Here is a 14,138-nt window from a genome sequence, read left to right as displayed (position 1 = left end):
CTGCACCACCTTGTAGCTCAGGATTTCGACATGGCCGGTCTCGGGGTCCACGGCGACCTCGCAGTCGTGGACGTTGAAGACGGGAATATCGATGGCGTCGATGAAATGGCCCGCCGCGCAGCCGGGCATTGCCGGAGCGCCGGGATTGGCGAACGAGCCGCTGCCGACCACCGGGCCCGTAACCTGGTGCGCGCGCTGGACGACCTTGGCAATGGTCGTCCCCGATCCCTCGATCCCGGCGATCTCGACCCGCCCGTCGCGCAGTACCAACCGGTCCGGCGGGGTTTGGAGCAACTCGCTCGCAATTTTCAGGATCTTGTTGCGAACGTCCGCCGCGGCGGCGACGCTCGCCGCGCCGACCGAGACGGTCGTGCGTCCGCCGCCAACGCCGAGATCGAAACCGGCTGCATCCGTGTCGGCGTTGCGGACGACGACATCATCCGGGTGGATGCCGAGTTCGTGGGCGACGATCTGCGGCAATGCCTGTACCATCGTGCCCTGACCAAGTTCCACGCCGGCGGTGATGAGCGTCGCGCTGCCGTCGGCATTGAGGTTGATGGTCGCCGTCGAGGGACCGACGAAGATGAACCAGGTCCCCACCACGGTGGCGCGGCCGTACAGGCGATCGCCCGCCAGATGTTTCCTGGAGGGCGACTTTTCACGTAGGCGTTCCATGCGGTCGAGCATCGGTCCGAGCACATCGCCCTCGAAGACCTGACCCGTCGCGCCGAGGTCGCCGTCGCCCAGCACGTTCCGCCGCTTGAATTCGAGCGGATCCATGCCTATGGCCTCGCAGATCTCGTCGGTATGGCACTCCAATGCAAAGGTGTTGTAGACGCCATTGCAGGCGCGAAAGGCACCATTGGGTGGGGTATTGGTATAGATGGCGCGTGTCGCCAGCTTGATCGATCCGAGCTTGTAGTTGCCGCCGAGCGTGTGCGCCGTCATCGTGGTCAGGAAGATCTGCTCGCCACCATAGGCGCCGCAATCCATCAGCACCACAGCTTCACGGCCGACGATCTCGCCTTCCTTCGTCACCGCCGAACGAATCTTGATGTCGGCATTCTCGCGGCAGAGGCAGGTCAGCATCTCCTCCTGCCTGGAATAGACGAGACGTACCGGCTGCCCGGACTTACGCGCCAGGATCGCGGCGTAAGGTTCGAGCGTGCAGTCGAATTTCTGGCCGAAGGCACCACCCACCGGCGGCACCGTGACATGCACCTGGGAGGCCGGAACGCCGAGAAGCTTCGAGGTCATGTTCCGCACCGTCCACGGCACTTGTGTCGACGTCTCGATGTGGTAGCGCCCGTCCTCGTAGGTGGCGACGACGGCCCGGCCTTCGAGCGAAACATGGTTCTGCCGGCCGACCCGAAAGCTGCTCTCGACAATGACGACGTCGTCTCGCGCAAATGCCGCGTCGGTGTCTCCCCGGATCACGGTCGCCTCCCAGGCGACATTGCCGCCGCGCGCACCGCCTTCGAACAGAATTTCGTAACTCTTCCAGTCGGGGTGAACCAATGGCGCGCCGGGCGCCAGCGCGTCGGCCATGGTGAGCACGGGAGGAAGAGGTTCAAGCTCAACCTCGATCGCGCGCGCGGCCGCTTGGGCCTGCTCGTAGGTGTCGGCGGCGACCGCGGCAATCTGCTCGCCGTGAAAGCGGATGACGCCCGAGGCGAAGAGCGGATGATCGGCGATGCCGATACCGTGCATTCCCGGCGCGTCTTCGGCAAGGGCTATGGCGCGCACGCCCGGCATCCGCCTGGCGCGCGTGGTGTCGATCCTTATGATACGCGCCGACGCGATCTCCGAGCGAAGCACCGCCGCGTGGAGCAGCCGTGGAGGCATACGGTCGACCGTGTAACGCGTGCGGCCGAGCAACTTGTCGCGCGCGTCGCGACGGGGCAGGTTCATCACGGCGCCTGATGGGTCAGCGGTCGCCATCTTTCAGCTCCGCCTCGCCAATGCAACGGCTGCATCGACCAGACGCTCATAGCCTGTGCACCGGCAGATATTGCCGACGAGCGCCGCCTTGATCTCGTCTCTTTCGGCGTGCGGGCGCTCTTGGAAGAAACTCGTGAGCACCATCAGGATGCCGGGAAAGCACATGCCACACTGGACGACGTCGTGCTCCTCCATGATCAGTTGCAGAGGCGACGGCTCGCCGGCAACCGCGAGCGACTCGACGGTGCGCACGTCCCGCCCCTCGACGGTACCGAGCGGCACCAGGCAGGACACGACCGGCCGGCCGTCGAGATGCACGGTGCATGCGCCACAGACCCCTTCCCGGCACGCCACCTTCGCGCCGGTGAGAAAAAACTCATCGCGCAGCACATCGATGAGCGGCGTCATCGAACCGCGAGACGAGATCCGGTCTTCGCCATTTATCACCAGGTTTGTCGGCATGGCCGTTCGCTTTCAAGCTTGTTCGTACTGCTACGCTGCAAGAGCGGCTTGCGCCGCCCGCCGCACCAGGGTCGACAGGACCTGTACCCGATACCATCCCGGCGCTTCGACGCTCTCACGCCCGGCGAAGACGCCGGCGCCGGCCTTGGCCAGTTCGTGCGCCCTGGCCGGGTCCAGCGGACGCCCCAAAAGCTGCTCCTCCAATTGCGGCCAGCGCCGTGCCGAAGCTTCGACGGAACCCACGGCCACCTTGATATCTTCGATCGACCCCTCCGACCCTAGCGCAACAGCCATGCTGACGATCGCCACGGGGTAGTCGCCCGCCTTGCGCAACGGCAGCCGGGCATGGCCGGTTCGCAGGGACTTGCGCGCGATCACCACGCCGGTCACCAGTGTGCCCGGTTCGAGCGTGCGGCGGACATCCAGCAGGCGGCCAACCGGCATGCGCTCCCGACCGCCCGGCGTGCGAAGCTCCACTGATGCGTCGAGGCACAGCAGAGCAGGCGAAAGATCGGAAGCTGGAAAGTCCGAAGCGCAGAGATTGCCACCCACGGTCGCCATCTGCCGTACGGCCGGGTTTGCGGCTCCGCCCGCGGCCGCGACCAGGCCGTCGCATCCCTCGACACCGGCCAGTGCCGCGATCAGGCCGGCATGGGTGACGCAGGCGCCGATGCGGATTTCGCCATCCGTCAATTCGACGGCACACAACTCTGCGATCCCACCGATGCCGACATAGGACGAGCGTAGCTCTTCACGCCGGATCGGCGCCCGCATGATCCATGTGGCGCCGGCAAGCGGTGCGCCGGCCGATCCCCGATCAGCCAACGCCGCAACGGCGTCGGCGAGCGACGTGGCGACGTAGAGACGCTCCCCTGTGCTGGCTGGCATACGGCGAAGTCCTCCTGCGGCATGTGCGGACGCCGCCGGCCCGGATCGGCGATCGGCCGGCGATATCGATCAGAGGCTGGCGCTCGGCTGGCCGCCGGAAAGCCGCCACGCCATCGGCAACACCGCCGCGGCAAGCGCGAGCTTGAGCAGGTCGCCGAGGACGAACGGATAAAGTCCCCAGGCAAGCACCGGCTTGTCCCATCCGACGACGGTGCCGAGCCAGGACAGACCGAAGGCGTAGATGACGACAGTCCCCACAAGCATGGAAAGCGCCATGGTCGCGATCCTGCGGTCCCAGCCGCGGCTGGCGAGGAAGCCGCACAAAGCCGCGGCGGGCAGATAGCCGAGCAGATAGCCGCCGGTCGGGCCGACCATATAGGCGAGGCCGATGCCCTTTTCGGGCGCTCCGGCGAAAACCGGAAGTCCGACCGCGCCTTCAGCGAGGTAAAGCGCCACCGTCGCCGCACCGAGACGCCATCCGAAGGCCGTTCCGATCACGAGGACGACGAAGGTCTGCATGGTCATCGGCACCGGATAGAACGGAACCTGCAGCTTGGCCGACAGCCACAGCGCCAGCGATCCGGCAACGACCAGCACGGCGTTGCGCAGTGCCGTGTTGGGCCCGGAGAAAGTTCTGTCGGCCAGTGTAGGGTAAAGCGTCGTGGAGGACATGTCTCGTTCCTTTCTGGATTGGGCGGATGCCGTCAGCGGCTGCCGACCAGCATGCGATAGCGGACCTGATCGAGGATGACGGCGAGCACGAGCAGCGACCCCAGCAGCACCATCTGCAGGTAGGAGCCGATCTGCGCGATGTTCATGCCGTTCTGGAGAAGCACGATGAAGAACGCGCCGAGCACAACATTCTCGACGCGGCCGATACCGCCGCGCAGCGACACGCCGGCAATGACGCAGGCGGCGATGGATTCAAGCGCGATGGTGCCGCCGAGATTGGTCTCGCCGGACTCGACGCGCGCCGTCATCAGCACGCCGGCAAGGGAGGCAAGCAGTGCACAGAGAGCGTAGGCGAAGAACAGCACCTTCCTGGTGTTGACGCCCGACAGATTGGCCGCCTTGAGGTTGCCGCCGACCGCATAGACATGGGCGCCGAAGATGGTGCGGTTCATGATCAGCCACATGACGATAATGGCGACGATGGCGAACAGCACCGGGACCGGCACGCCGAAAACCCGGCCAAAGCCGAAGAAATTGCCGAAATCGAACGGCAATCCCGACACCGGAACGCCGCCGGTCAGGAACAGGGCAATGCCCGCGCCGATCGATTGCAGCCCGAGCGTCATGATGAAGGGCGACACGCCGAACTGGGCGACGCCAAGCCCGTTGAGGCAGCCGACAAGCAATGCGGCGCCGAAGCCGGCGAACGCGCCGAGAAGGATCGCCAGCCAGACGAGGTCGGGCATTGCGGCGACAAGCGCGACCATGGCGAGCGCCGACACGACCGATGTCAGCGCAATCGCCGTGCCGACCGAAAGGTCGAACCCGCCGGTGATGAGCACCAGCATCTGCCCGAGCGAAACGAGCACGAGGTAGACCGACTGGCGCGCGACATTGGTCAGGTTCTGGATCGACAGGAACTGCGCCGAGACCAGAGCGAACACGACCAGCGTGGCGGCAAGGAAGAACGGCAACACGCCGACCCTCAGGAACAGGCCACGGATGGCCGCGAGCACAAGATTTCGTTTCGGCGCTTCGGTTTCGGTCAGGACCGGGGAGCCTTGGGAGACGGTCATGCCGGTACCCTCGTGTCAGCGAAGAAGTGTTTGAGGACGTTCTCTTCCGAGATGGCGGCGCCGGTCAGCTCGGCGGCGATCCGGCCCTTGGAGAAGACGACCAGGCGATGGGCCAGATGCATGACTTCCGTCAGGTCGGACGAGACGACCACGACGGCCTTGCCGGCCTCGGCGATTTCCTTGATGAGCCGGTAGAGCGCCGACCTGGTGCCCATGTCGACGCCTACGGTCGGCTCGTCGAAAATATAGATGTCGTGTTCCTTGGCGAAGCCCTTGCCGAACAGCACCTTCTGCTGGTTGCCGCCGGACAGCTTGGATACGGAACGGTTCAGATAAGATGGTGAAACATCGACGCGCGCGGCGATGCCGTCGGCAAGTTCGCGGCTGCGGCGCGGCGAGATGAAGCCGATGCGGTTCGAGACATCGTCGCGGCCGAGCAGCGAAAGCGCGATGTTGTCGCGGGCCGTCGCGGTCAGCTGCAGGCCTTCGGTCTTGCGGTCGGGCGGCAGGTAGAATACGCCGCCGCGCAGGAGCTCGCGCGTCGCCTTGCCGGTCACGTCCCTGCCCTTCAGTATGACGCGGCCCGCCCGTATCGGCTGGAGGCCGAGCACGCTGCGCCAGAGCCGCGACTTGCCGCTGCCCACAAGGCCGGCGACGCCGAGGACTTCGCCGGCGCGCACGTCGACGGAAACGCCATGCACGCCGGCGCTGACGATGTCGGTCAGGGACAACACGATTTCCCCATCAGTGCGGCGCGCGATCTCGGGATAAATCTGATCGATCGCGCGACCGGTCATCAGTTCGACCAGCGCGTGTTCGGAAGTCTCCTTGGCGGAGACCGTGGCGATCATCCTGCCGTCGCGCAGCACGCTGATCTGGTCGGCGATCTCGGCGAATTCCTGGATGCGGTGGGAAATATAGATGATGCCGACGCCCTCGGCCCTTGCCCTGGCGATGAAGCCGAACAGTTTGCGCGTCTCCTTTTCGGTCAGCGACGCGGTCGGTTCGTCGAGGATCAGGACGCGCGCCTTGGCCAGGAAAGCCTTGGCGATCTCGACCATCTGCTGCTCGGCCCGAGAGAGAGCAGAGACGGGACGCCGGACGTCGATCTCGAAGTCCAGTTCGTCGAAGAGATTTTGCGCGCCGGCGATCATGGCGCGACGGTCGAGGAACAGGCCGCGCCTGGGCTCGCGCCCGAGATAGACATTCTCATAGACCCGCAGTGTCGGCACCAGCGAGAACTCCTGGAACACGGTGCCGATGCCGAATTTCGCGGCATCGTGGACCGATTGCAGTTCGACCTCCTGACCGTCGATCCTGAGCGAGCCCGATGTCTGCTTGTAGACCCCCGACAATATCGAGATCAGCGTCGACTTGCCGGCACCGTTCTCGCCGAACAGCACATGCACTTCCCCAGGCAGAAGCCGGAAGTCGACATTGCTGAGCGCCTTGACGCTCAGGAACGTCTTGGTAATTCCGGTCATCTCGACAAGAGGCGGCATTGGGGGCGGCATCAGCGCATCCATCGGTTCCCACCGGAGAACCGGCCCCTCATGTGGGGGGCCGGCCCGTTTGGGATCATTCCACGTTGAAGACCGGTTTGTAACCTTCCGGCGGCAGGATATTGGTCTGCGGAACATCGTTGACGTTGGCGGAGTCGACCACGAAGATCTTGGGGCCGACATGCTTGATGTATTCCTTCTTCTCCAGGATGCGGACGGCCTGGTCGATCGCGATACGGCCCTGGATGACCATGGAGTCGGCGGGTGCTGCCAGGATGAGGCCGCGCTTGATGCCTTCATAGACGCCCGGCGTCATGTAGAAGGCCAACAGATCCACCTTGCCTTGCAGCCCTTGCTCACGAATGATGCCTTGCGCGGCTTCGGCGGTGACCGCGGTTCCGGCGATGTAGCGGATCTTCGGATTGGCCTGCAGCTCGTCCTCGACGAGTTTGAGTTGCACTTCCTTGCCGGTGTCGCCGAACTTCGGGTCAAGGACCTTCACGGCCGAACCCTTCACCGCATCGAGGAAGCCCTTGTTGGCGGCCTCGACCCAGCCCGCTCCAGCCGGTCCCGGAAACCAGCCGACCTCGACTTCCTCGCTGCCTGCGGGATGTTTCTTGGCCAGATATTCGCCGGCCGAGGATCCCATCGTGTAGAACGAGACCAGCGACTTCGCCGAGACATCCGGCGATGAGATGCCGTTGATGACGTCGATGACCGGGATGCCCTTCTTGTGGATCTCGGAGACGAGATTGTTGAGGCCATCGAAGGAGATCGCGCCGATGACGACGGCCTGCGCGCCGCTCGCCACGCAGTCCTCGATCTGCGAGATCTGTTTGTTGAGTTCGGTGTAACCGCCGGCCTCGACCAGATTCATCTTCACGCCGAGGCGCTTGGCTTCCTCGGCAACGCCATAGTCGACGCCCAGCCAGTAGGCGTCCTTCATGTGCGGGAATGAAACGCAGATCTTCCAGGGTTGCGAAGCCTTGTCCAGCGCCACGTAGGAGACGTCCATCGGCTTGCCATCGGCGGCGAAGGGCGGTTCGATCTTCTCGGCGTCATAGGGCGACCAGTCGGCGGCATAAGCGGCGCCCCCGGCGATCAAGGCTGCCGCCGTCACTAGCATCATTTTTTTGAGATTTCTCATGTCATTCCCCTTTCTTGTTATCGGCCGCCGCCTTCCGACGGTTCGGCCGCACTTACCCAAATGTCGGTTGCCCTTTCTCAGGCGAAAACGCTCCTGATCCTGTCGAGCAATGCTGCCCGGTCGGCGCGGGCTTTCAGCGCGCCGTCCATATCGACCTTGGCGAATCTGGTGGGCGTGTTCGGCTGCAACTGGCCGATCAGGTCCATGTCCGCTGAAACGACGGTGCCGACCATGAAGTAGCCGCCGCCGGAGACCGCGTCGCGATGCAGGATGATCGGCTCGGTGCCGCCCGGAACCTGGATCGAGCCGTAGGGGTAGCAGCTGTCGACGATGTTCGATGGGTCCGACCCGGCGCCGAAGGGCTGGTCGCGCTCGACGAACTGCAAGGGACGGCCGCCACGGAAACGATAGCCCATGCGGTCGGCCTCGGGCGCCACCTTCCATTGGTCATCGAAGAAGTTCCGGTGCGATTGCTCGGTGACCCGGTGCCAGTAGAGGCCAGGCAAGACCCGCAGTTCGGCCGGCATTCCCGGTCGCCGGCGCAACGCTTCGGGAATGCTGCGCCCTTCCTTGCCGCCAGCGGCATTGCCGACAGGCAATTCGTCGTCCTTGGCGATGGCGCGGCCCTTGAAGCCGCCCAGCGCACCGATCGGGTAGGTCGAGCGGCTGCCAAGTGCGAGCGGCACATCGATGCCGCCGGCGATCGCGATGTAGATACGCGCGCCAGTCTGCAGGAAACCGAAACTCAGCACCTGGCCTGCTCTGACCTTCAGCGCGGTCCAGGACGGCTTTTCCTCGCCGTCGAGCTTGATCGGCATGTCGGCGCCGGTCATCGCGATCACCGCGTCGCGGGTGAATTCGAGATGCGGTCCGACGAACACTGCTTCCAGGCCGGCAGCGCCCTCGTCATTGCCGACGAGCAAATTTGCCGCGCGCAGCGCCAGCCGGTCCATGGCACCACCGATCGGGATGCCAAGGTGAAAGTAGCCGGGACGGCCAAGATCCTGAACCGTGGTCGAAAGCCCCGGGTTGAGTACTTTAACGGCCATTGATCATGCCCTCCAGCCTGGCGTTGTAGCCGTCTATGTCCTTCTGGAATTCACGCAGGTCGAAAGTGACGTCGCTGATTGCGGGGGTGAACCGGCCTGCGGCGACTTGCTCGACGGTGTGGTCGTATTCATCGCGGCCGATCGGCTTGAACTTGACGATGTCGCCCGGACGGAAGAACACCATGAAGTCGCGGAGGTAGCTGGTCTTCTGCTCCGGATCGAAGATCGGCATCGGCGTGATGCCGAACATCTGGTAGCCGCCGGCGCCGCGGACCGAATAGATGCAGGAAAAACAGCCGCCATAGCCGATGGTCAGCTTTGGCGTATCGGTGCGCGGCCTGAGGTATTTCGGCACTTGGATCTGCCGTGGCCGATCGACCATCTGATACATGAACGGCAGTCCGGCGACGAAGCCGACCATCGAGACGAACCATGGCGATCCAGCATGGGCGGCGATGAAGTCGTCGACGGTTGCATAGTTGTTGATGCGGGCGGCGTATTCGAGATCGGTGGCCTTGGGATCCTGGTGGCGCTCGCGAAAGCGCATCAGCGTCTCGTGTGTCCAGGGATCCTGGTAGAACACCGGGATCTCGATGATCCTTGTCGCGATCACCGGATCGGTCTTGCTGGCCGCACTTTCAATGGCCTGCACTTCGCGCAGCATATCGTCGGGCCGGATGATGTCGGGATTGAACTTGATCTGGAACGAGGCGTTGGCCGGGCAGATCTCGGTCACCCCCTTGATCTGGCTGTCGCGCACGGCATTGGTCATCGACAGGCTCTTGAAGAATGCCTCCAGCGACATGCTCTCGTCGCACTCGACGAAGAGATGCTCGTCGCCTCCGAATGAATAGCGGTTCTTCATCAGGCCACCTCCCTCGCGCCGCTCGGCGAAGCGGCGAATTTCGTTTCCAGCCAGTTCTCGAGAAAACGCGTGTGGAAGCGTCCCGCCGCCACGTCGACATCGGCGGCGAGCGCCTCGTGCAGTGGTACGGTCGTCGGAATGCCGATGATCTTGAGACCGGCAAGAGCGGTGCGCAGCCTCGCCAGGCAGGCGGCGCGATCGGGGCCGTGCACGATCAGCTTTCCCAAAAGCGAATCGTAGAAAGGCGGCACCGTGTAGCCGGCAAAGAGCATGGTGTCGAAGCGGATGCCTTCGCCTTCCGGCACGGCAAGCGTCTCCACCGTGCCCGGACCGGGCATGAAACCCTTGTAAGGGTCCTCGGCATTGATCCGGCACTCGATCGCGTGGCCGGCAATTGCGATATCTTCCTGCCTGACCGACAAAGGCTGGCCGCCGGCGATGCGCAGCATTTCTTGGACGAGATCGAGCCCGGTGATCATCTCCGTCACCGGATGCTCGACCTGGATGCGGGTGTTGACCTCGATGAAATAGAAATCGCGGCTGGCGTCGTCGTAGAGATATTCGACCGTTCCCGCACCGCTGTAGCCGACCGAGCGCGCCAGGGCGACGGCGCTGTCGCAAAGACGTTTGCGCACGTCGGCCGGCAGGCCAACGGCCGGGGCTTCTTCCCAGACCTTTTGCCGCCGCCGTTGCAACGAGCACTCGCGTTCATAGCAATGAACGAAATTCGTGCCGTCGCCGAGGATCTGCACCTCGATATGCCGCGCCTTTTCGATCACCTTCTCGATGTAGAGGCCGCCATCGCCGAAAGCTGCCGCGGCCTCCGCCGAGGCCTGCGGGAAATGGCGCTCGAATTCCTCAAGCGAATGCGCGATGCGGATGCCGCGCCCGCCGCCGCCGGCCGCCGCCTTGATCATCACCGGAAAGCCGATGCGCGAGACGATCGCCGCCGCCTCGGCGAGGTCGGACACACGCCCATCGCTGCCCGGCACCGTCGGCACGCCAGCCCTGGCCGCGACCTGGCGGGCCGCGACCTTGTCGCCAAGCAGCCGGATCGCCGCCGCGTCCGGGCCGACGAACTTCATTCCCACCGCAACCACGGCTTCGGCGAAGTCGGCATTCTCCGACAGGAAACCGTAGCCCGGGTGGACGGCGTCGACCTTGGCTGCCTTGGCCGCGGCGATCACCGCCTCGACGTTGAGATAGGATTTCTTCGCTGCCGGCGGCCCGATGTCGATCGCCTCGTCGGCCAGTTGCACCGCCAGCGAACCGGCATCGGCCTGGCTATGCACCTGGACGGTCCGCAAGCCCAGGGCTTTCGCCGCGCGGATGATCCGCACCGCGATCTCGCCCCGATTGGCAACCAGGACGGAACGGATGGTCATGATTCGACCTCGGCAAGCGCCTGGCCGGCCATTATCGCGTCGGCGTCATCGACCAGGAAACGGATCGCCTTGCCGTCGATGCCGGCCGTCACTTCATGGAAGGACTTCATCACCTCTACGAGGCCGATCACATCGGCCGCGGAAACGCTGTCGCCATCGTTCTTGAACGGCGCGCTGTCGGGCGAGGGCCTGCGGTAGAACATGCCGGGCAGCGGCGATTTGATTTCGGCTTTGCTCATTTTGATCCCCTGATGGCGGCATAGGCCTGTTGGGCGGACACTTCCGACACCGGCGCGATGCGGATCCCGTTCGCGACCAGCGCGGAACGCATGTTGCCGGCGATCTCCAGGCAACCCGGCGTGTCGGAATGAAAGCAGATCGATTCGAAATCGATGTCGATCTCGGCGCCGTCGACGGTGCGAACCTTGCCCTCAAGACATGCGCGCACGACCTTGTCGGCAATTGCGGCCGGATCGAGTTTGCCGACGTGGCGCGTGAAGACGATCGAGCCGGAGCGGTCATAGTCCCGGTCGGCGTAGAACTCCCTTATCACCGGCTGGCCGGCTTCAATGGCGGTTCGATAGGTCTGCGACATCCCCATGCAGAAAACGAAAGCGTTGGGCGCCACGGTGCGCATCAGCTTGATGAAGGATCGCGACAGCGCCTCGTCGGCGGCAAGCTCCATGTAGAGCGCGCCGTGCGGCTTGACGTGCTGCAGATTGGCGCCGTGACGGCGGGCAAATTCGCGCAGCGCGCCGATCTGGTAGACGATGTCGTTGATGATCTCGTCGCTGCTGCCGTTGATCTTGCGGCGGCCGAAACCCTGCAGATCCCGATAGCCCGGATGGACACCGATGCCGACGCCGTGCTGGGTCGCGAGCCGCACGGTGGCGTCCATGAGATTGGGATCGCCGGCATGGAAGCCGGCGGCGATGTTGGCGGAGCTGATCAGCTCCATCAGGCTGGCATCGTCGGTCTCGCTCAGCCGCCATTGGCCGAACGCCTCACCCATATCGCAATTGATGTCGACAACCGTGACCGGCACGTTGCTCCCTTTGCAATTCATGCGCTGATTGCCAGCGCGGTTCCCGACTTCTTGTTTTTTTGAACGTTAGCGCGGGAAGACGGCATTGAAAAATTCTATTCTCAGAATTTGATATTCTGATTTTCAGATACCTGTTTTGGATGCATCCGGAATGGAAAGCGCAGAATACCGCCAGAAGCGCGCGTGTTGGCTGCGATGCAAAAAGGCAATCGCTGCTCAAAGAAATGCGTGTATCGTATTTTCGGAAAATATAACCTGCGGATATCAGATAAACGGAAAGCCACGTCCTTGCCTATCAGCCTGCGTCAAATCCGCTATTTCGTCTCGACCGCCGAGCAAGGCCAGATCTCGCAGGCGGCGGTCGACCTCGCAATTTCGCAGTCTGCGATCACCACCGCGATCAAGGAACTGGAGAGAGTGATCGGCGCCGACCTGTTCGTCCGCTCCCCCCAGGGCATGGAACTGACGGCGGCGGGGCGCCAATTCCTGTTCCACGCTTACGACATCCTCAACAAGGTGCAGGAAGCGACCAGCCTGAACGTGCCGGCCAACAATCTCGAAGGCAGCCTCACCGTGGCGGCCACCTATACGGTGATCGGCTATTTCCTGCCCAATCATCTGGAGAAGCTGAAGCGCAATTTCCCGAAGCTCGACATCCAGCTCTTCGAACTCAACCGCGAGGCGATCGAGGAGGGCCTTCTGTCCAACCGCTATGACATTGCAGTCCTGCTCACTTCCAATGTGCTCAATCCGGATCTGACGACCGAGACTTTGCTGGGCTCGCGGCGACGGCTATGGGTCGCATCCAAGCATCATCTTCTGCAGCGGGAATCCGTCGGCCTGAAGGAAATCTCGCAAGAACCGTACATCATGCTGACAGTCGACGAGGCGGCGCACACCTCACTGAAATACTGGAGCAAGACGCCCTATCAGCCGTCCGTGACGCTGCGTACATCGTCCGTCGAGGCAGTGCGCTCGATGGTCGCCAACGGCCAAGGTGTGGCAATCCTCTCGGACATGGTCTTGCGGCCATGGTCACTGGAGGGCAAGCGCATCGAAACCCTGGTGCCCAGCGACCCCATTCCGGCGATGGATGTCGGCCTGGCCTGGCGCCGCAACGCCCAGTTCACCCCAGCCATGGAGGCGTTTCGGTCTTATTTCAGGCAGACCTTCTATATCCCGAACAGTCGCTAGCGTTTGCTGCCAAAGCCTCGGTGAGACAAAAGATCAACCGCCAAATCTCGGTTCCGGTGTTCCGGTCACGCCAAGGCCGGTGATCGCGAAAAGGCTGCCGCGCAGGACGCCGTCGCCGGGAAAGCGCGGCAGCGGCGGCTTGGCCATCGAGGTGACGTAGAGGGTGTCCAGCTTCGGCCCGCCGAACATGACGCTGGTGATTTTCTTCACCGGCATGTCGATGATGCGATCGATGCTGCCGTCGGGCGCATAGCGCACCAGGCGACCGTCATAGACCAGCGCATTCCAGAGGAAACCTTCCGCATCGACCGTCGATCCGTCGGCTGCTCCGCCGCGGCTGGTGTCGACACGGGTGAAGGTGCGCCGGTTGGTCGCCGCACCCGTGGCGATGTCGTAGTCGTAGGCCCAGATCTCGCCAGTCCAGGTGTCGGCGAAATAGAAGGTGCGGTCGTCGGGGCTCCAGCACGGGCCGTTCGAGCAGATAATGCCGGAATCGATCCTGGTGACCGAAAAATCCGGATCGAGCCTGTAGAGACCGCCGGACGGCCCCTCCTCCATCGTATCCATGGAGCCGGCGAAGAAGCGGCCGCGCCGGTCGACCTTGCCGTCGTTGAGCCGGTTCATCGGTCTGTCCGGCTCCGGATCGTGGATCAAAGTCACATCCCCGGTGGCGAAATCGAGCAGATGGAAGCCGCGTTGAAGCGAGACCACCGCACCGCTGCCATCCTTGCGCAGCGCCATCGAGCCGATCTTCATCGGCACGTCCCATGACCGGATCTCACTTCCGTCGGCGGTGGCGCGGAACACGCGCCCGTCGAAACTGTCGATCCAGTAGAGGCGCTGCTGTTCGACGTCCCACAGGGGTCCCTCGCCCAGCGTGGTCTTCACGTCCACCACGACTTCGATCTTCAT

14 protein-coding genes are annotated in these 14,138 nt (G+C 63.7%); 1 reads left to right on the top strand and 13 read right to left on the bottom strand.

The annotated features are described in order from the left end of the window. The 12 genes from CN311_RS17585 to CN311_RS17530 form a co-directional block, all read right to left on the bottom strand. On the bottom strand, positions 1–1,941 hold a 1,941-nt coding region (locus tag CN311_RS17585; protein ID WP_097575013.1), incomplete at its 3' end, for a xanthine dehydrogenase family protein molybdopterin-binding subunit. A 3-nt stretch (positions 1,942–1,944) separates the two neighbouring features. Beyond that, positions 1,945–2,403 carry a (2Fe-2S)-binding protein gene (locus CN311_RS17580; RefSeq protein WP_097575012.1) on the bottom strand — a complete coding sequence of 153 codons (459 nt, stop codon included), beginning with the start codon at positions 2,401–2,403 and terminating at the stop codon, positions 1,945–1,947. Positions 2,404–2,433: 30 nt separating this feature from the next. Next, positions 2,434–3,291, bottom strand: a complete 858-nt coding sequence (locus CN311_RS17575) for an FAD binding domain-containing protein (protein ID WP_097575011.1) — start codon at positions 3,289–3,291, stop codon at positions 2,434–2,436. 69 nt (positions 3,292–3,360) lie between these two features. Continuing rightward, on the bottom strand, positions 3,361–3,963 hold the full coding sequence (locus CN311_RS17570; RefSeq protein ID WP_097575010.1) for a biotin transporter BioY: 603 nt from the start codon (positions 3,961–3,963) through the stop codon (positions 3,361–3,363). A gap of 32 nt (positions 3,964–3,995) precedes the next feature. After that, on the bottom strand, positions 3,996–5,039 hold the full coding sequence (locus CN311_RS17565) for an ABC transporter permease (RefSeq protein WP_097575009.1): 1,044 nt from the start codon (positions 5,037–5,039) through the stop codon (positions 3,996–3,998). Then, complete coding sequence (locus CN311_RS17560) at positions 5,036–6,553, bottom strand: sugar ABC transporter ATP-binding protein (RefSeq protein WP_208866520.1); 1,518 nt, start codon at positions 6,551–6,553, stop codon at positions 5,036–5,038. The genes CN311_RS17565 and CN311_RS17560 overlap by 4 nt, the downstream gene beginning before the upstream one ends. A 64-nt stretch (positions 6,554–6,617) precedes the next feature. Further along, entirely contained in the window at positions 6,618–7,688 is a 1,071-nt protein-coding gene (gene torT, locus CN311_RS17555) for a TMAO reductase system periplasmic protein TorT (RefSeq protein WP_097575008.1), read from the bottom strand. A gap of 77 nt (positions 7,689–7,765) precedes the next feature. Then, the gene (locus tag CN311_RS17550; protein ID WP_097575007.1) at positions 7,766–8,737 is read right to left on the bottom strand and encodes a 5-oxoprolinase subunit C family protein; all 972 of its coding nucleotides are present in this window, start codon (positions 8,735–8,737) and stop codon (positions 7,766–7,768) included. Beyond that, positions 8,727–9,602, bottom strand: a complete 876-nt coding sequence (locus CN311_RS17545; protein ID WP_097575006.1) for a 5-oxoprolinase subunit B family protein — start codon at positions 9,600–9,602, stop codon at positions 8,727–8,729. The genes CN311_RS17550 and CN311_RS17545 overlap by 11 nt, the downstream gene beginning before the upstream one ends. Then, positions 9,602–10,987, bottom strand: a complete 1,386-nt coding sequence (locus tag CN311_RS17540) for an acetyl-CoA carboxylase biotin carboxylase subunit (RefSeq protein WP_097575005.1) — start codon at positions 10,985–10,987, stop codon at positions 9,602–9,604. The genes CN311_RS17545 and CN311_RS17540 overlap by 1 nt, the downstream gene beginning before the upstream one ends. Further along, positions 10,984–11,226, bottom strand: a complete 243-nt coding sequence (locus tag CN311_RS17535; protein ID WP_097575004.1) for an acetyl-CoA carboxylase — start codon at positions 11,224–11,226, stop codon at positions 10,984–10,986. The genes CN311_RS17540 and CN311_RS17535 overlap by 4 nt, the downstream gene beginning before the upstream one ends. Continuing rightward, on the bottom strand, positions 11,223–12,053 hold the full coding sequence (locus CN311_RS17530) for a 5-oxoprolinase subunit PxpA (RefSeq protein WP_097575003.1): 831 nt from the start codon (positions 12,051–12,053) through the stop codon (positions 11,223–11,225). The genes CN311_RS17535 and CN311_RS17530 overlap by 4 nt, the downstream gene beginning before the upstream one ends. A 267-nt stretch (positions 12,054–12,320) precedes the next feature. Here CN311_RS17530 and CN311_RS17525 point away from each other — a divergent pair, with 267 nt between their 5' ends. Beyond that, positions 12,321–13,226, top strand: a complete 906-nt coding sequence (locus CN311_RS17525) for a LysR family transcriptional regulator (protein WP_097575002.1) — start codon at positions 12,321–12,323, stop codon at positions 13,224–13,226. 33 nt (positions 13,227–13,259) lie between these two features. On the opposite strand, the gene CN311_RS17520 is transcribed toward CN311_RS17525, so the two are convergent. Beyond that, positions 13,260–14,138, bottom strand: a complete 879-nt coding sequence (locus CN311_RS17520) for an SMP-30/gluconolactonase/LRE family protein (protein ID WP_097575001.1) — start codon at positions 14,136–14,138, stop codon at positions 13,260–13,262.

It is taken from the genome of Mesorhizobium sanjuanii, assembly GCF_002529485.1.
In the GTDB taxonomy this organism is placed as follows: Bacteria; Pseudomonadota; Alphaproteobacteria; order Rhizobiales; family Rhizobiaceae; genus Mesorhizobium; species Mesorhizobium sanjuanii.
The sequence above is the reverse complement of the archived record's forward strand: the minus strand, read 5'-3'. Positions and strand labels throughout refer to the sequence as shown.